The organism is Gammaproteobacteria bacterium, assembly GCA_016716465.1.
Classification (GTDB): Bacteria; Pseudomonadota; Gammaproteobacteria; order SZUA-140; family SZUA-140; genus JADJWH01.
Genome location: JADJWH010000005.1, coordinates 248630 through 264413, shown reverse-complemented (window position 1 = coordinate 264413; position 15784 = coordinate 248630). Strand labels below are relative to the sequence as shown.

16 protein-coding genes, 1 tRNA gene and 1 riboswitch are annotated in these 15784 nt (G+C 62.0%); of the genes, 8 read left to right on the top strand and 9 right to left on the bottom strand.

The features are described from left to right. Positions 1-73: 73 nt before the first annotated feature. From IPM20_12100 to IPM20_12085, 4 genes are all read left to right on the top strand, one after another. Positions 74-952 (top strand): ATP-binding protein, encoded by an 879-nt coding sequence (locus tag IPM20_12100; protein MBK9132362.1) that lies wholly within the window; start codon positions 74-76, stop codon positions 950-952. Between the two features lie 170 nt (positions 953-1122). After that, positions 1123-1351: riboswitch (cobalamin riboswitch) on the top strand. Between the two features lie 115 nt (positions 1352-1466). After that, on the top strand, positions 1467-3257 hold the full coding sequence (locus tag IPM20_12095) for a TonB-dependent receptor (protein ID MBK9132361.1): 1791 nt from the start codon (positions 1467-1469) through the stop codon (positions 3255-3257). Further along, on the top strand, positions 3254-3967 hold the full coding sequence (locus IPM20_12090) for an energy transducer TonB (GenBank protein MBK9132360.1): 714 nt from the start codon (positions 3254-3256) through the stop codon (positions 3965-3967). The genes IPM20_12095 and IPM20_12090 overlap by 4 nt, the downstream gene beginning before the upstream one ends. Before the next feature lie 80 nt (positions 3968-4047). Further along, positions 4048-4611, top strand: a complete 564-nt coding sequence (locus tag IPM20_12085; GenBank protein MBK9132359.1) for a cob(I)yrinic acid a,c-diamide adenosyltransferase — start codon at positions 4048-4050, stop codon at positions 4609-4611. Between the two features lie 90 nt (positions 4612-4701). On the opposite strand, the gene IPM20_12080 is transcribed toward IPM20_12085, so the two are convergent. From IPM20_12080 to IPM20_12060, 5 genes are all read right to left on the bottom strand, one after another. Beyond that, positions 4702-5586 carry a cobalamin-binding protein gene (locus IPM20_12080; protein MBK9132358.1) on the bottom strand — a complete coding sequence of 295 codons (885 nt, stop codon included), beginning with the start codon at positions 5584-5586 and terminating at the stop codon, positions 4702-4704. Beyond that, positions 5586-6167, bottom strand: coding sequence for an alpha-ribazole phosphatase family protein (locus IPM20_12075; protein ID MBK9132357.1), 582 nt, complete (start codon positions 6165-6167; stop codon positions 5586-5588). The genes IPM20_12080 and IPM20_12075 overlap by 1 nt, the downstream gene beginning before the upstream one ends. A gap of 7 nt (positions 6168-6174) precedes the next feature. Next, positions 6175-7074: a regulatory signaling modulator protein AmpE gene (gene ampE / locus IPM20_12070; GenBank protein ID MBK9132356.1), complete on the bottom strand. Its 900-nt coding sequence runs from the start codon at positions 7072-7074 to the stop codon at positions 6175-6177. 9 nt (positions 7075-7083) lie between these two features. Further along, complete coding sequence (ampD, locus tag IPM20_12065) at positions 7084-7656, bottom strand: 1,6-anhydro-N-acetylmuramyl-L-alanine amidase AmpD (protein ID MBK9132355.1); 573 nt, start codon at positions 7654-7656, stop codon at positions 7084-7086. 87 nt (positions 7657-7743) lie between these two features. Next, on the bottom strand, positions 7744-8646 hold the full coding sequence (locus tag IPM20_12060) for a hypothetical protein (protein MBK9132354.1): 903 nt from the start codon (positions 8644-8646) through the stop codon (positions 7744-7746). 133 nt (positions 8647-8779) lie between these two features. On the opposite strand from IPM20_12060, the gene IPM20_12055 reads away from it, so the two are divergent. After that, positions 8780-9073, top strand: coding sequence for a hypothetical protein (locus IPM20_12055; GenBank protein MBK9132353.1), 294 nt, complete (start codon positions 8780-8782; stop codon positions 9071-9073). A 176-nt stretch (positions 9074-9249) separates the two neighbouring features. After that, entirely contained in the window at positions 9250-10458 is a 1209-nt protein-coding gene (locus tag IPM20_12050) for a sodium:proton antiporter (GenBank protein MBK9132352.1), read from the top strand. Positions 10459-10513: 55 nt separating this feature from the next. Here IPM20_12050 and IPM20_12045 read toward each other — a convergent pair. Both IPM20_12045 and IPM20_12040 read right to left on the bottom strand, forming a co-directional pair. After that, positions 10514-10589: transfer RNA gene (locus IPM20_12045), tRNA-Thr, on the bottom strand. Positions 10590-10715: 126 nt separating this feature from the next. Continuing rightward, positions 10716-11135 carry a transcriptional repressor gene (locus tag IPM20_12040; protein ID MBK9132351.1) on the bottom strand — a complete coding sequence of 140 codons (420 nt, stop codon included), beginning with the start codon at positions 11133-11135 and terminating at the stop codon, positions 10716-10718. A gap of 335 nt (positions 11136-11470) precedes the next feature. Here IPM20_12040 and IPM20_12035 point away from each other — a divergent pair, with 335 nt between their 5' ends. Next, positions 11471-11698, top strand: coding sequence for a hypothetical protein (locus tag IPM20_12035; GenBank protein MBK9132350.1), 228 nt, complete (start codon positions 11471-11473; stop codon positions 11696-11698). A gap of 136 nt (positions 11699-11834) precedes the next feature. Beyond that, positions 11835-12953, top strand: coding sequence for a hypothetical protein (locus IPM20_12030; GenBank protein ID MBK9132349.1), 1119 nt, complete (start codon positions 11835-11837; stop codon positions 12951-12953). A 24-nt stretch (positions 12954-12977) separates the two neighbouring features. Here IPM20_12030 and IPM20_12025 read toward each other — a convergent pair whose 3' ends face one another. Together IPM20_12025 and IPM20_12020 are read right to left on the bottom strand one after the other, a co-directional pair. Next, positions 12978-13262 (bottom strand): hypothetical protein, encoded by a 285-nt coding sequence (locus IPM20_12025; GenBank protein MBK9132348.1) that lies wholly within the window; start codon positions 13260-13262, stop codon positions 12978-12980. A 996-nt stretch (positions 13263-14258) separates the two neighbouring features. Continuing rightward, positions 14259-15467 carry a methylamine utilization protein MauG gene (locus IPM20_12020; GenBank protein ID MBK9132347.1) on the bottom strand — a complete coding sequence of 403 codons (1209 nt, stop codon included), beginning with the start codon at positions 15465-15467 and terminating at the stop codon, positions 14259-14261. Between the last annotated feature and the right edge of the window lie 317 nt (positions 15468-15784).

The following is a 15784-nucleotide window of genomic DNA, read 5'->3' as shown; positions in this document are numbered from 1 at the left end:
TGGATCTCGTCTCGGTTCAGTTCACTTCGCTCTGATATCATAATCTCTCTTAACAAACGTTTGAGAGATGTGGATGGACAAATCCGAACAGGTCCTCGCCCGCGCCGAACGGCTCCTGGAAAGGATCGAGCACTTGCTGTCGTTGGATGTCAGAGAGACCACCTGGGAAAGCGCCATGGCATTCCGCTGGCGTCATGGTCTTGGAAAAGGATACCTGGAGACAGTCAGGCACCCACACCGCGTCCGGCTCGACGACCTGCACAATATTGACGATCAAAAGGCCGAGATCGATCGCAATACGCGCCAGTTTCTCGCCGGTCTGCCTGCGAACAATGTACTGCTCTGGGGCTCGCGCGGCACAGGGAAATCCTCTCTCATCAAGGCGCTGCTTACCGAATACGCCGGCCGCGGATTGCGCGTGATCGAGGTTGAGGCGGCGCACCTGGCCGATCTCCCGGACATCGTCGACTTGGTTCACGGCCGCCCCGAACGCTTCATCCTGTTTTGCGACGACCTTTCCTTCGAGGCGGACGACTCGAGTTACAAGGCGCTCAAGGCCGTGCTCGACGGATCTCTCGCCGGCGCGACGGACAATCTGCTGGTCTATGCAACCTCGAACCGCCGCCATCTGCTGCCGGAATACATGGGAGAAAACGAGGAGGCGCGCCTGCGCGGTGGCGAGATCCATCACGGCGAGGCGGTGGAGGAGAAGATCTCGCTGTCGGAGCGTTTCGGGTTATGGCTGTCGTTCTACCCCTTCAGCCAGGACCATTATCTCGACATCTGCTTCAGTTGGCTGAAACAGCTCGGCGCCCCGCAGGATGATCCCGAGGACATCCGCCGCGAGGCGTTGCGCTATGCCCTCGCCAGGGGTTCGCGCAGCGGCCGCGTTGCCTGGCAATTCGCGCGCGACTGGGCCGGAAGAACCGCCCTGGATCGAAATACTCCCTGACCCGATCAATCCCCCCTGTACACTATATCTCCTGAAGTCTTTGCGTTCAGAAACACGAGTCATCTAATTCATCTCCACCACGCTGGACGGTCATTTCAACTACAATCCTCAAGCATCGGTTATTGATGCTCAAATTTTCGAACTGTTTGCCCTTTCGCGACGACTCTTGTATCTTTGGGGCTCGTTCAGGTGTCCCGACGGCGTTTCGCACTCGGGATGAAACGGGAAATCGGTGCGTCCGGACCTTTGTGTCCACGACAATTCCGATGCTGCCCCCGCAACGGTAAGCAAGACAAGGGCTGACATCAGGCCACTGTGCGCAAGCACGGGAAGGCGTCAGCCCGGGATCGGGAGATCCGCTTGCGAGCCCGGAGACCGGCCCGAACGAAGCGATGCAGTGTCGCGGCGGGCGGCATGGTCAGGTCTCCATCCCTCCTGCCCGTAAGCCAGCCACGCACTGCCGGTCGACAACGATAATCCGCGCGCGGGTGTGCGCGAAAGCCGGGAGTGTCACGTGAAAATATCCTTGTTCTGTCTGAGCGGCGGGCTGTTCGCCTGCCTGTCATCCACCGTCATCAACGCCGCCGAGCAGGCCCCGCCGGTGATTGTCTCCGCGACGCGCACGGCACAGATCGCCGACGAGGCGCTCGCGCCGGTGATCGTCATCACGCGCGACGAGATTGAACGCAGCCAGGCGAAGGACGTCGCCGACCTGCTGCGCTTCCACGCCGGCCTGGACATCGGCCGCAACGGCGGCCCCGGTCAGCCCACCTCGCTGTTCCTGCGCGGTACCGACAGCAACCACACGCTGGTGCTGATCGACGGCGTGCGGATGAACCCCGGCACCATCGGCGGCGCCGCGATAAACAACCTGAATCCGGCCCTGATCGAGCGCATCGAGATCGTGAAGGGCCCGCGTTCGGCGCTGTACGGTTCGGATGCCATCGGCGGTGTCATCAACATCATCACCCGCGACGCTCCGGAAGGCGGCCGTCTCGAAGCGACCGTCGGCGCGGGTAGCTTCGGCACACGCGAGCTGGCCGGCGCCGCGTCCTACCGCGATGGCGACCGCCGGCTCGGCGTCGATGCCGCGCGCCTCGACAGCGACGGCTACGCCCCGCGCGCCGATTCCGATATCGAAAGCGGATACGACAATACCAACGTCAAGGTGTTCGCCGGCACGCGCGTGGGCGCGGTCGATGCGGAACTGAGCCATTTCCAGGCCGCCGGCACGATCGAATACCTCGACTTCTTTCTCACCCCCATCGACCAAGACTACAAAAACGCCGTCACCGCGCTGAATCTCCGCGCGGAACCCGTCTCCGGCTGGGCGAGCCACCTGCAACTGGGGCGGGCGATCGACGAGATCGACCAGAACCAGAGCGACGACTACGCGCATACCGAACGCACGACACTCGACTGGCAGAACGATATCCAGCTCGGCGCAGCGCAGTTGCTGACCGCCGGCATCCTGCTCTCGCAGGAGGACGTCCGCGCGCTCAGCTTCGGCAGCCTGTTTGACGAGACCACCGACGTCAACGCGATCTACCTGCAGGATGCGATCGAAGCCGGCCGGCACCGCTGGCTGTTCGCCGCGCGCCATACCGACCACGAAACCTTCGGTGGCAATACCACCTGGGACGTGGAATACGGCTTCAGCCTGTCCGACGCGACGCGCCTGACCGCGGCCGCGGGCACGGCGTTCCGCGCCCCGGACGGCACCGACCGCTTCGGCTTCGGCGGCAATCCCGACCTGGATCCGGAGGAGGCGCGCAACCTTGAGCTCGGCCTGCATCATGCGTTGACGCCGCGCCAGGCCGTGACGCTGAGCGCCTTCCAGAATGACATCGAGGATCTGATCGAATTTGACTTCGGCACCTCGCAGACGATCAACATCGGCGAGGCCAGGATCCGAGGCGTCGAAGCCGGCTACCGCGTCACCGGGGAATACTGGCGGGCCCGAATCGAGGCGATCGCGCAGGATCCGGAGAACAATATCACCGGTGATCCGCTGCCACGCCGCGCACGCCACAGCCTGACGTCGTCCGTCACCCGCGATATCGGATCGTATCAACTGGGCGCCGACCTGCTGCTGACGGACGAACGCAAGGACTCCGACTTTACCGATACCGTGATGGGCGGCTACGGCCTGGTGAACCTGACCGCCACCGCGCGCCTGGGCGCGGAATGGACGCTGCGCGGACGGGTGGAAAACCTGTTCGACAAGGACTATGTGATCGCCGACGGGTATAACACCGCCGAGCGCGCGTACTTCCTGCAACTGGCCTGGCAGGCGGCCGAATGAGACACGGCGGCGGCAATCGCTGGCTCGCCGTCGCGGCCTCGCTCGCCCTGCACGCGGGCGCGTTCGCACTGGTGTGGCGATCGCCGCCGCCATCCCCCCCATTGCATCCGGGGCCGCTCCAGGTCACCCTGGTCTCGCCGGCGATGTCCCCACTCGCCGCCCGCTCGCCATCGCCGTCAACTGGGGGAGACCGGCACGCCCTCGTGCCATCGACGGCGGCAGGGACCGAAAGCCCCGCTCCACGGCCGGAATCTTCGGCCGCCCCGTTCCCTGCGGTACCGGCACCCGCCACCACGGAGACCCCGACGGACACCTCCCTGGCAGCTGCCGCGCCTGCCCCGACAAGCGCGGATCGCGCGACCGACACGGAGGCCTCATCAAGTCCGACGGAACCCGCGCGTACCGCCACCTACACCGGCAGCCAGATCATGGCCACGCTCGAGGAGGCCTTCTCCATCCATTTCTATTACCCCGCGCTCGCCCGCCGCAAGGGCTGGGAAGGTGATGTGACGCTGGCCCTGCGGGTGGAAATCGACGGTCGCCTGACCGGCATACACGTGGTCAACAGCTCCGGCCATCGGGTGCTCGACAATGCCGCGATCGACAGCCTGTCGCGCGCACATGCGCTGCCCCTCCCGGGCGGCACGCTGGACGGCGGCCTGGACATGCTCCTGCCGGTGCGCTATCGCCTGCTCGACACGCGGGTCTGACCCCGCCCGCCGGCGCCGGCATATCGAAGCGGCCAGGCGAACGGGTACAATAGACATCCGTTCACCACAGGCAGCGCACCATGGGACACCGTCTCTCCAGGATATTCACCCGCAAGGGTGACAAGGGCACCACCGGCCTCGGCGATGGCACGCAGGTCGGCAAGGACCACCCCCGCATCGAGGCCATCGGCGACATCGACGAGCTGAACAGCATGATCGGCCTGCTGCTCAACAGCCAGGAGATGCCGAAGGACCTGCACCACAGCCTGACCGAGATCCAGCAGACGCTGTTCGACATCGGCGGGGAACTCAGCCTGCCCGGCACCAGCACCTTCAAGGCCAAGCCGGTCACCGGTCTGGAAAAGCAGCTCGAGATGTACAACGCGACACTGACGCCGCTGCGCGAATTCATCCTGCCGGGTGGAAACGAGACCTCGGCGCGCTGTCACCTCGCGCGCGCCGTCTGCCGGCGGGCGGAACGGCATGTCTACGCCCTCAGCCGCATCCAGCCGGTCAACGAGCATATCCTCGCGTATCTGAACCGGCTGTCCGACCTGTTGTTCGTCATCGCGCGCGTGCTGACACGGCTCGGCAACGGTCGCGAGACCTACTGGCGCTCGCCGCGCATCAAGTCGGATTCGTAGGGCTGTCGCTTACAAGCTGTTACGGGGACAGATTTTCGGCGGGGAATGGGGACAGATTTAAAATCTGTCCCCACACTTAATCACATGTGATCATTGCCGCGCGTCCGCGCCGAGGCGGATGCGGGCGGTGTTGAGGATGTCGCACAGCTGTTCCATACCGTCGAGCAGGCGCGAGGTCGGGCGCGAGATCAGGTCGTCGTGGATGGTGAAGAGATTGCCCAGACGCGCCGCCGTGACGGTCGGCCAGCGGCGCCAGTTGTCCGGGTCGCCGGCCGAGGCATTGATCAGTATCGCCTGCGGGTCGCTGGCGATCACGGCCTCGATATCCACGGTCGGCGCGAGCAGGGGCAGCGAGGCGAAGATGTTCTCACCCCCGCACTGACGCAGCACGTCGCTGATGAAGTGCGCGCCGTTGATGGTCATCAGCGGCCGCTCCCAGATCTGGTAGAACACCCGCACGGGCGTACGCCCGGCATAGCGCCGCTGCAGGTCGGCATACCTGACGCGAAAGGTATCGGCGGCGGCATCCGCGACCGTCTCAGTCCCCGTGAGCCGGCCCAGGTCCTCGATGATGTTCGGGATGCGCGCGATCCTGTCGGGTTCGAGCACATACACCTTGAGCCCCAGTCGTTCCAGCTTCTCGTAGTCCTCGCGATTGTTGCCCGTCTTCCACGCGACGACCAGATCGGGCTTCAGATCCAGGATCTCCTCGATATTCAGCCGCGAGGCCTCGCCGATGCGCGGTATGCGCTGCGCCGCGTCGGGGAAATCGCTGTAGGCCACCGCACCGATGAGCTTCTCACCCGCGCCGGCCTCGAACAACAGCTCGGTCAGATTCGGCGCCAGGCTGACGATACGCGCGGCGGGCCGCTCCAGGGTCAGTTCACGGCCGCGGTCGTCCGGCACCGTGACGGCCTGTGCCGCGCCGCATGCCAGCGCCAGCATCAGACCAGGGATCAGCAGAGTCCGTCTCATCATTCCACTCCTTCGATGACCAGCGCGGGCGGGCGATCGCCTTCGCTGCGGATGCGAATCCGCGCCGCATAAGCGATATTGATCCGGAACATGTTCTGCAAGGGCATGCCGAGGACATGACCGAGCACGGCGCGCAAGGTGCCCGCATGCGCGACCAGCAGCGCCCGCTCGTCGGCGCTGCGCCGCAGGATATCGGCCCAGCCCGCGAGCACGCGGCGCTGGAAGTCCGCGAGCGGTTCGGCGCCGGCAGGCTGGTACGCGAGCGGATCGTTGAAAAAACGCGTCAACTGACCGGGATCCTGCCGACGGATCTCTTCCGGCGTCAGCCCTTCCCATACGCCATAGCCGAGCTCCTGCAGGCGTGCGTCCTCGTGCACCGGAACCGCCAGGCGCTCACCGAGCCTGCGGGCGAAATCCGCGCAGCGCACCAGCGGCGAGGAATAGATGCGCTGCCAGGAAAGCCCGGCGACGGCGGCCTCCATCTGGCGCCATCCCGCCGCGGTCAGCGGATCATCGGTCGCGCCGCGGTAGCGCCGCCCCCCTTCCGGTTCACCGTGCCGGATCAGATCGATGACCGCCATCGCCGCGTCAACTCAGCCAGCCGGCGATGGTCAGCAGGGCGAAGGCGGTAAGCCAGACGATCACGGTGCGGTTGATCAGCGCCTCGGCATCGATGATGTCGTCGCGCAAGGCCGTGTTCTCGCGCCCCGCCTCGAGATTGACCAGGCGCAGCGCACCCAATCCGCTGTTGATCAGCACAAGGCGGTTGCCGTTATAGAGGTCGGCGTTCCAGTTCTGCCCCGCGACACGCCACTGCTGCATCGCCTCGACGAAACTGCCGATGATGGCGTAGCAAAGGGCGGTGATGCGCGCGGGGATCCAGTCCAGCACGGCGTGTATCCGCAGCACGGAGTCGAGGAAGTCCGGACTCATCACGTTGCCGCTCTGCCGTATGCCCTTGAGCTGGCAGATCGAACGATAGAGAACGGCGCCGACCGGTCCGATCAATGCAAACCAGAACAGGATCGCGAGCAGGCGCTCGTTATTTCGGATCAGCATCACCTCGATCAGCGTGCGGTTCATTTCGCCGGGGTTCGCCGGCGGACCTTCGCGCAACAGCTCGCGCACATGCAGGTAGGCCGCGTCGACGTCATCGCGTTCGAGCGCGCGCCGGTATTCCCCAAGATCAGGCTCGATGCTACGTACCCCGATGCTGACGATCAGCATCGCCACCGCGAATGCCAGCTTGATCAGCCAGGCAATGAAGCCCTCACCGCTCGCGAGCGCGAGCTGAATCAATCCGACGACGAGCACGCCGGGGGCGAGCGCCAGCACCACGCCGGCGGGACGGCCAAACCAGCGCTCACTGCCGACGCGCTGCCACAGCCAGGCGGTGTAATCGACCAGCCACTGGTACGGGCGCACGCCGCGGAAGGATTTCCACAGGCTTTCCGTCCCCAGGGTGATAAGCATGGCGATCAGGTTCATGACAGGGCTCTAGGCCGGTCTCCGGTCTGCGTGATCGAGCAAAGTATACAACCGATTCCAGTCGAAATGGGGGCCGGGGTCGGTCTTGCGCCCGGGCGCGATGTCGCTGTGCCCGACGATATGCTCTCGTTTGATTCCTGGATAATGACGCATCAATACGCGTACGATCGCAGCGAGTTGTTCATATTGAATATCCTCATAGGGATCGTCGTCCGAGCCCTCGAGCTCGATGCCGATGGAAAAATCGTTGCACGCTGCCCGACCCTGAAACGAGGACAGTCCGGCATGCCAGGCACGCTGCTCGAATGGCACGTACTGCGTCACGAAGCCGTCACGTCCGATCAGCACATGCGCCGACACGCGCCTGTCGTGGATGTCGCTGAAATACGGATGCGCGCGCGGATCCAGCGTGTTGGTAAACAGGGCATCGATCCAGCGGGCGTCGCCGTATTCGCGCGGTGGCAGACTGATGCCATGCACCACCAGCAGGTCGATCCCGCAGCCGGCGGGTCGCTCGTCCCGGTTGGGAGACAGGATGCGCCGTGCGGGCACCAGCCAGCCATCGCTGAGGGAAAACTTCATTCCGTATCCACCGGCTCCAAATACCATCCATCAAGATACCGTAAATCGGCGGTGAAATCGTGGCGGACGATCTCCGCCGGCGCCTGTTCAGGCCAGGGTGGCGGGATGTTGCAGCAAGGTGGCCTTGAGATCGAAGGCGTCTATCAGCTCGAAATCGCGTACCTGACCGTCCTTCAACTTTCCGTTCAGCGCGATGACGAAATGGCCGGTGTCGCGCCGCAGCACCTTGCCGGTGAGCACGAAACGGCGTGACTGGGCCGGCAGATCCAGGCTGACGATCATGGTGCGCCGCTCGATCAGCGGCACGACGCCCGTCTCGCCCGACTCATCCAGGCGTACACGCAGGGCGGTCTCGGTGAAATCGACCAGCGTGCAGGGATAATGCGGCGAATCCTCGGAAAACTGCATGGTCGCCGGGATGGAAGTCTTGACCCGTCGCTGCTGTCGCTGGTCGATGTGATTCAGGGTATCGAGCAGCACCTCGAGCTGGATTACGCCGTGGTTGGCGTAATACCCCTCCCGCATCAGGACACGCTTGCGCACCATGGTATTGACGTGCGGGATGCCCTTCTCGTTGAAAATCGACATCAACGTCAAAATATCGCCGCGACGGAATCGACCATCCTGCGAATTGCCCGACTGACGGCGATAGTCCCGCGTATCCCCGACGGAGACATCCGGTATCAGCAGGCTGAAGTGGTGTACCTGGCCGATCGTGCGATCCTTCACGTCATCTTCCAGCACGAACACCGGCGCGCCGCGCGCGTTTTCAACGCGGATATCGCGCTGCGTATAGACGAAATGGCTGTTGATGCCGTAGGCGATGATGATGGATTCGAAGGTGATTTCCTTATGATACTCGGGGTAATAACGGAATTTGCTGCCGATCGGAAAACACCGCATCAGTTCCACCAGACGCTGCGGATCGAGCACCGCCCCCAGTTCGGCAGATTTCCGTCCGGCGCGGCCCGCCCCCAGCATATTGGACATGAATCTCATCATGGCGGGCATATCGTTGCAAAATCAGTGCCTGTTTTTAGCGTGGACGCTCCCCAGGACTGCGCCGGGTTGCATCACGGGTGAAATCTTGCACAATAGCGAGACATTCCAGGGGAGGCCAAACATGAAAAAGACCAAACGCGCCATTTCCTCTATATATATGTTCACCGCCTCACCAATCGCACCCGCCCTCGCGCTGGGCATCCTGCTGACCTGCCTGGCCGGCTGCGCTGGCTCCGCCGCCATGCAGAAGCCGGCGGCCGCCGGACAGTCCGGCGAAAGCGCCGCGGCCAATGCCGAACTGTCGGGCTGCCGCGCGGCGATCGACGATGTCACCCGCTATTGCTCCGGTGACGACGCCAGCACCGGCAAGTGTAACGACGCCAAGGCGCGCACGCGGCAACTCTGCATCAACTGATCCGCCCGGTCTCCCCAACTGACCGCCCGAGGGCCGCGTACGCGCGCCACCCGGTATGCGGCGCGGTTACTCCATCCCGCATTCCTCATTGCCCGTGATTCCACCCGACACGATCCCCGGACACCGGACTGTGAGACAATGGCGTATCGCGACCCGCGCGCCACGCTGAAATCTCCATGACCTATCAGACCATCTTCGCCGCATCGATCTTTCTGCTGTTTGCCTTCGCCATCGAACAGGTCTGCCGCCACCGCGGCATCCCCTCCGTCATCGTGCTCGTGTTGAGCGGCCTGCTCGCCAAGCCGGTGCTCGGCTACTACGGATTCGATCCGGAAGGAATCAACACGCTGATCCCGATCGTCGGCGCCATCGGTCTCGTCCTGATCGTCCTCGAGGGCGCGCTCGACATCGACTTCCGCAAGGATCATCTTCGCGTGCTGACGACGACGAGTGCCATGGGGGTGCTGAGCATCACGCTGTGCATCCTGCTCATTTATCCCGTCGCGGCCACGGTGTTGTCGCTGAATCTCGTACAGACCCTGCTGCTCGCCACGCCGTTCGCGGTCATCAGCAGCGCGGTGGCGATTTCCGGCAGCGGCGTCCTGAACAAGAACGATCAGGAATTCGTCGTCTATGAGAGCTCGATCTCCGATATTCTCGGCGTGCTGCTGTTCTTCGCGCTGCTCGGCTCGAACGGAACGGTGGGCGGGATACTGCTCAATCTCGTCGGCGGAGGGCTGGTCTCCATCCTGCTCTCGATCGTCAGCGCGGTCGTGTTGATGCTGCTGCTGTTACGCACCGACAGCCATATCCGCTTCACCCCGCTGCTCGCCGGTCTCTTTGCCCTGTATTCTTTGGGTGAGCTGCTGCACTTCTCGCCACTGATCATGGTGCTGATCCTCGGACTGCTGCTCAACAAGCCGACGATCATCACGCGCTTCAAGCCACTCAGCCACTGGGTGCCGGCGGATTACAGCCTGACCCTGTCTGAGTTTCGCACCCTCGTCCAGGAGCTGACCTTCGTCGTGCGCGGTTTCTTTTTCGTCCTGCTCGGTTACTGGACGGACCCGCGCGACTTCCTGTCCATCAAGGCCTGGCTCGCCGCCGTCATCGGACTCGCAATCATCTACGCGGTGCGGATCGTCCTGTTGCGTCTGATCGTCGGGCGCGAGCGCACGAAAGTGTTGTTGTGGTTCGCCCCGCGGGGACTCATCACGGTGCTGCTGTTCATCTATGCCAAGGAGGCCTTCACGCTGCCGCAATACCTGACGGGATCGGCGATGTTGATCGTATTGATCAGTTCATTCCTGATGATGCTGTCGAAGAAATTCGTGCACAGCGCTCCCTCTGATAAAAAGGTCGATGCACAACCCCAGGGGACCTGAACGCGCGGACATCATCAATCCGATCGAACGCCGGCCGGTAATGAGCGCAGCGTCTTGGTGCCGGCGAGAGGAATCGAACCTCCGACCTACTGATTACGAATCAGTTGCTCTACCGACTGAGCTACACCGGCATGGGTGGGACTGGTGGTGCGGGAAAGACAAAACCCTTCAGGGCGGGGGCAGTATAAAAGATCGATCCATGAGCGACAAGCGCGGCGTCCACATGCGCCGCGCACGCAACGACAGCGGAAATCGGGTCAGTTCGCCGGCCGCACCCGGACCACGACGTCCACCCCATCGATACGCGTCCCCGCCGGCGGCGTGGGCAGCCCCTCGATGTTGATCTCGTCGGCATCGAGGTCCATCAGCATACCGGTATCCACGTTGTAGATGTGGTGGTGGGGGTGGGTGGTCGAGTCGTAGAATACCTTCGTCGAGTTGATGATCACTTCGCGAATCAGCCCCTTGCGGGTGAACAGGCCAAGCGTGTTGTACACCGTGGCCTTCGACACGTAGGCGCCTTCCATCTTGTTGACCTGTTCCAGCACCTGATCGGCGGAGAGGTGCTGCGGTCGGGCGAACAGAACGGACGCGATCTGCATGCGCTGTTGAGTAGGTTTGACATCATGCTCATGGAGCATCTGGATCAACTCGGCATTCGTTTGCGGATAGCTCATTCTCTCACCACTGCCTGAATATCGTCGTTCAGCGTCCTGCGCCGTGCTCTATCTCTACGGACATCCGTATATATAGAGGCATAACTATAGCGTCATACTCGACAATTTTATGAAATCGACCCGAAGGTTTCATCTATTTTATGCATCGGGCAAACCCTGTCAATGATTAACATTTTGATCTGACTAATAAAATAGGGTTATCCCGCATTGGCAGACGCCCGCCCCGGCTGCCAGATCGATGATCGGGTTAAGGTTTCGTCCCGATCAAGCCGTTAACCCGCACAGAGAAGATTGTGACAGACGTCACAATTTCCCGACGCAGGGAGGACGGAAATATGGAGATGAATCTGGTCGGCACCGAGGCGGTGGCGGGTGGCAGGGCGTATTTTCGCAGCAAACGCATCTTTTATCACAACGCCCTGGACGCCAATTCCAGCGGCTGGTGCTTCACGGTACGGGGCGGCCTGGTCTACGGGCCGTTCGACACCCAGGGCTTCGCCGAACGCATGCTGGCGGGCCTGATCGAGAAATTCAAACGCAGCGGCGACACCGGCGGGCGCTGAGCCTCCCTCCCCGGCGATCAACTTTCCCGACGACCTGCCGCTAACCATGTGAGTTTCAAAGAGATAGGCCCTGATCCCAGGTCGGGGCCGTAGTATTCCGATCTCGCCGCACCATTGACTCACGGGGATGAATAACGTGCAGCCCTCACTCATCATCATGCTGGCCGGGGTGATCACGCTCCTGCTGTGCGCGCTCATCGCCGGAACCTGGCGCTATCTGCGCAGAAACAGGATCCACCAGCACGAACTCGGCGCCATGATCGGCCTTGCGCGTCATACGGGGCAATCGCAATCGAGCTCCGTTCCCGCCGCCCCGCCCGAATCCGCCTACGAGGAATTCGTTGAGCGCACCGGCCGCAGCATCGGTGACCTCCATGAGGCCATTGCCCGGCTCGATGTGAAGCTCGGCCAGGCCCACCACCAGGACGTGTTGCGCGATGAGGAACTCGACCGCAAGATCGGACAGGAAGATAGCCTCATCCTCGCGCTGCAGAAGGAACTGCACGACCTCGGGACCCGGCATGCGAATCTCGAACAGAATCTGCACCTGCTGCGCGCCGAGATCGAGCGTCTCGCGGCCAGGGATTCCACGGTCCAGGCGAAGACCGAGGCCCGCGCACCCATCTCATCGACGGCCCCGGCTTCGATGCACTCCCTCGATGCGACGGACAAAGACGATTTCACCTTGCCCGCATCCGTGCTCAATGAGCTGGACGATGTAATGAAGTCGGCCGCGGCGCAGCAGCCGCCCGCGGTCAGATCGCAGACGGCGCGGATGAAGGCGAAGGTCCCGCGCCGCGTCTCCGCCACGCCCAAGGCCATCGCGGCGCCGGTGACGATGAACACCGCGAGGTCGGCGGCCGTGCTGACGCAGGCTGTCGCGCATCCGGAAAAATCATCGGTCGAAGAACCGCAGTTCGCTTTCGATCCCGCGCGGATCGATGATCTGTTCACTACGCCTTCGTTCATCCCGGGCGCCGCGAATACGGGCATCAACGTGGAAGAACTCGACTACGAGGACATGAGCCTGGACGGTCCGCACGGAGAGACGGATGGGTCACATGAGCAGCCGCACTACGATGCTGACCGCGTGTTCTACCAGTCCTCACCGCAAACCGGGATCAAGGCCGGCTGGTACTTCTCCCTGCGCGGTGGCAAAACACACGGCCCGTTCGGCAACAAGGAGGCCGGCGAGCGCGTGCTCAAGGAGATGATCGATCATTTCAAGCGCATTGGCGATTCCGGCGGCCGCTAGCCGGGGCGGGACTCTCCACCGCAACTATCTCGAGTCCGGTGACAAATACTCGTCCCGGCAGGCGTCACGCAGCATCTCCGCCGCCACATCGCTGCCAACCCGCGGCAGGAAGCTGAACAGGCAACTGCGATAGTTGCGCTCCCGCTCCTCCTGCGACACGATGCTTCCGGTCGGCGCAGTACGCAAGGTGCGTACACGCTCATCCAACGAGCCCTCCGCGGCCACGCCATCCCTGCCCGCCCACAGCACGGCGGTCAGCGCCATCGCCATCCCGCCCACGCCCCACACTACGACGCGCTTTCTGTTCATCGCCCCCCCTTTCCGCTGATTCACCCCGGATTCGCCACTTAGGATGCGGTCGCCCCACGGGAACGTCCGCGCGACATCAGGATGACAAAGAACCGGGGAAAAAAGTACCCCGACGACTCGAATGGAGGGGGAGGGGTGAGCCGTCGGGGTGTAAACGTGGAATGGGTCGGTGATGCGAGTGAGTGAACTTGCCGTCACCGTGGATAGTAAAACAGACCCGGCTTAACCCCGGCTTAATGACTGGAGAGCGGCCCTGTGAACCCCGCAAAAAAATAGCCCCCGATTGGAGGAGATCGGGGGCGAAGGATCAGGCAGGAGACAAATTGTTACTTAATGAGACCGGCCCCACGGGAAAAGGTTCCGTGCATTTCCAGGAGTCCCGTATCTGAATGAAATTCAGGCAAAAAAAACCCCGCGGGGGGCGCGGGGTGAATGAGGGGATGTTGCCAGGAGAGAAACTACAATGCCCTATCCCTAGGGGTACCGCTCCACACCACAAAAACTCGTTATGCCCTCGATTTCAGGCACCCTTGAAACTCACGGTCCCCCAACGGGCGCATATACATCGCCGGGATGTGGACCGTCTTGGCCGGCATGGTGACCGGTGCGGAACCTGCGCCCTGCCCCTCCGGGAGCGAATCCCGCGAGGAACCGGACTTGTTGACCTTTACGTGGCGTACCATAAGCAATCCTCCTGAATTTCCTGTTCGTCGCCCGTGTGCAGACTCACCCTCTGTCTTGCATTAGCCGTGCCAATAGCCGGATATTCGGTATATAGATAACAATAACAATTACTTATTGAATTTCGGCAAAATCGCTCAACGCAGTGACCGCGCCAAACAATGGTGCAAACCGCCCCAAGGAGTTAATTAAACCAGTCCTTACGGTGCAAAAAACTGACCTGGGGCAAAATTCGGAAGAAAAACCGGGGGTGTCGAAAACGGGTGAATGGCCGCCGGCAGGATCCGGCGAAGTACGAACGCCAAGCCGGGGTTATCAATTGTGTTCGGGGGTCTCGTCGCGTTCCAGCAGGGGCTCGTAGCGCTGGTCAGTCAGGGTCTTCAGGAACGCCACCAGCGCATCAATCCGTTTGTCATCGAGGGCGGGGCCGGTCTCCAGCTCCTGCCGTGAAATACTCGCGGGGTTTTCGGGCTGACCCCATTCCATACCGGTTTCCGGATTGATCTGGCGCCTGGGACTGCGGCTGTTGTACTTGTTGTAAAACAGGATCACCGTGCGCAGGTCGTTGAAGACCCCGTTGTGCATGTACGGGCCGGTGACGGCGACATTGCGCAGCGTGGGGACCTTGAACTTGCCCGCCTCGCCCGCCTCATGCACCGCCGGATTCTCCAGCAGTCCGCGATCGACGTAGTCCCCGCCCTTGCCGTTGAGGGTCCTCAGCCCGTCGTTCGCCGGCACGCCGATGTTGTGGTACTGATAATTGCTGAAGGTTTCCTGTACATCCACCTGGCTGTGTCTCAACTGATGGCACAGATTGCAGTTGGTGAACTGGCGCGAGAAAAACAGCGTCATGCCCAAGTTCTCCTGCGCGGTCATCTCGTATTCGCCGCGCAGGTAGCGGTCGTATTTGGAATCGAAGGGCGCGAAGAAGTCCGTCTCCTCGAAGGCGGCGATGCTCCGCGTCATCGCCGCATAGGCAGTCTCGGTGTCATCCCAGACAGCCTCGCCATAGAACCGCCTGAAGGCATCGACATAGACCTGATTCTCCCGCAGCCTTTCGATCACGCTGTGCTTATCGGGCATCGCCATCTCGATCGGGTTCAGGATCGGGTCACCCGCCTGGCTCGCGAGATCCGGCCGGCGTCCATCCCAGAACTGGCCACCAACATATTTTCCATCGTCAGTCTTGTGGAAGGCCGGACTGAATCTGGCATAGGAGGTGGTCGGTGCGCTGCGATCGCCGACCGAATGCCCGTCATCGCCCAGAGAGACCGCCGCCAGGACACCGCTGCCGCGCTTGTCCACGAAACCCGACTCCGGCGCGTGACAGGTGGCGCAGGCCTGCGTGCGGTTGCGGGAGAGATTCGCGTCGAAATACAGCATCCGGCCAAGGGCGGCGGCATCCGGCACATTGGATGTATCGGCGTAGACCGGCGTAACGCCGACGAGAGTCAGCAATACAAGCAGATATTTATTCACCCGGGATGCCCCTGAAACGCGCCGAAAGAACGAACTCCGGTGCATCCACACCGGCATCAACATCAAATTATGATAATCGTACTCGATTGAGGGCGCCACTGGCGGTAAATATGTGAAAAGCTTCTGAACATATTTCAGGAGCAATTCTCACTTGATAGTTGTTTCAAGCGCATGGCGAGAATAGAAGAAGAATAGAAGAAGAGTAGTTTGGGCTGAATGAAATGAAGCCCAACACTCAGATTTCGACGATTCTTAGCTCACGACGACGTGCATCTTGCATATTGTATTTTAATATTCGATTTCGGCTACAAGTTAGACTTCACTAAAAGCGTTCAGTCCAAACCTATGCTTGTTAACAAGCT

Coding starts and splice junctions, on each gene's coding strand:
- IPM20_12100 (MBK9132362.1), top strand. CDS start 74: ATGGACAAATCCGAACAGGTCCTCGCCCGCGCCGAACGGCTCCTGGAA.
- IPM20_12090 (MBK9132360.1), top strand. CDS start 3,254: ATGAGACACGGCGGCGGCAATCGCTGGCTCGCCGTCGCGGCCTCGCTC.
- IPM20_12085 (MBK9132359.1), top strand. CDS start 4,048: ATGGGACACCGTCTCTCCAGGATATTCACCCGCAAGGGTGACAAGGGC.
- IPM20_12080 (MBK9132358.1), bottom strand. CDS start 5,586: ATGAGACGGACTCTGCTGATCCCTGGTCTGATGCTGGCGCTGGCATGC.
- IPM20_12075 (MBK9132357.1), bottom strand. CDS start 6,167: ATGGCGGTCATCGATCTGATCCGGCACGGTGAACCGGAAGGGGGGCGG.
- ampE (MBK9132356.1), bottom strand. CDS start 7,074: ATGAACCTGATCGCCATGCTTATCACCCTGGGGACGGAAAGCCTGTGG.
- ampD (MBK9132355.1), bottom strand. CDS start 7,656: ATGAAGTTTTCCCTCAGCGATGGCTGGCTGGTGCCCGCACGGCGCATC.
- IPM20_12060 (MBK9132354.1), bottom strand. CDS start 8,646: ATGTCCAATATGCTGGGGGCGGGCCGCGCCGGACGGAAATCTGCCGAA.
- IPM20_12055 (MBK9132353.1), top strand. CDS start 8,780: ATGAAAAAGACCAAACGCGCCATTTCCTCTATATATATGTTCACCGCC.
- IPM20_12050 (MBK9132352.1), top strand. CDS start 9,250: ATGACCTATCAGACCATCTTCGCCGCATCGATCTTTCTGCTGTTTGCC.
- IPM20_12040 (MBK9132351.1), bottom strand. CDS start 11,135: ATGAGCTATCCGCAAACGAATGCCGAGTTGATCCAGATGCTCCATGAG.
- IPM20_12035 (MBK9132350.1), top strand. CDS start 11,471: ATGGAGATGAATCTGGTCGGCACCGAGGCGGTGGCGGGTGGCAGGGCG.
- IPM20_12025 (MBK9132348.1), bottom strand. CDS start 13,262: ATGAACAGAAAGCGCGTCGTAGTGTGGGGCGTGGGCGGGATGGCGATG.
- IPM20_12020 (MBK9132347.1), bottom strand. CDS start 15,467: ATGCACCGGAGTTCGTTCTTTCGGCGCGTTTCAGGGGCATCCCGGGTG.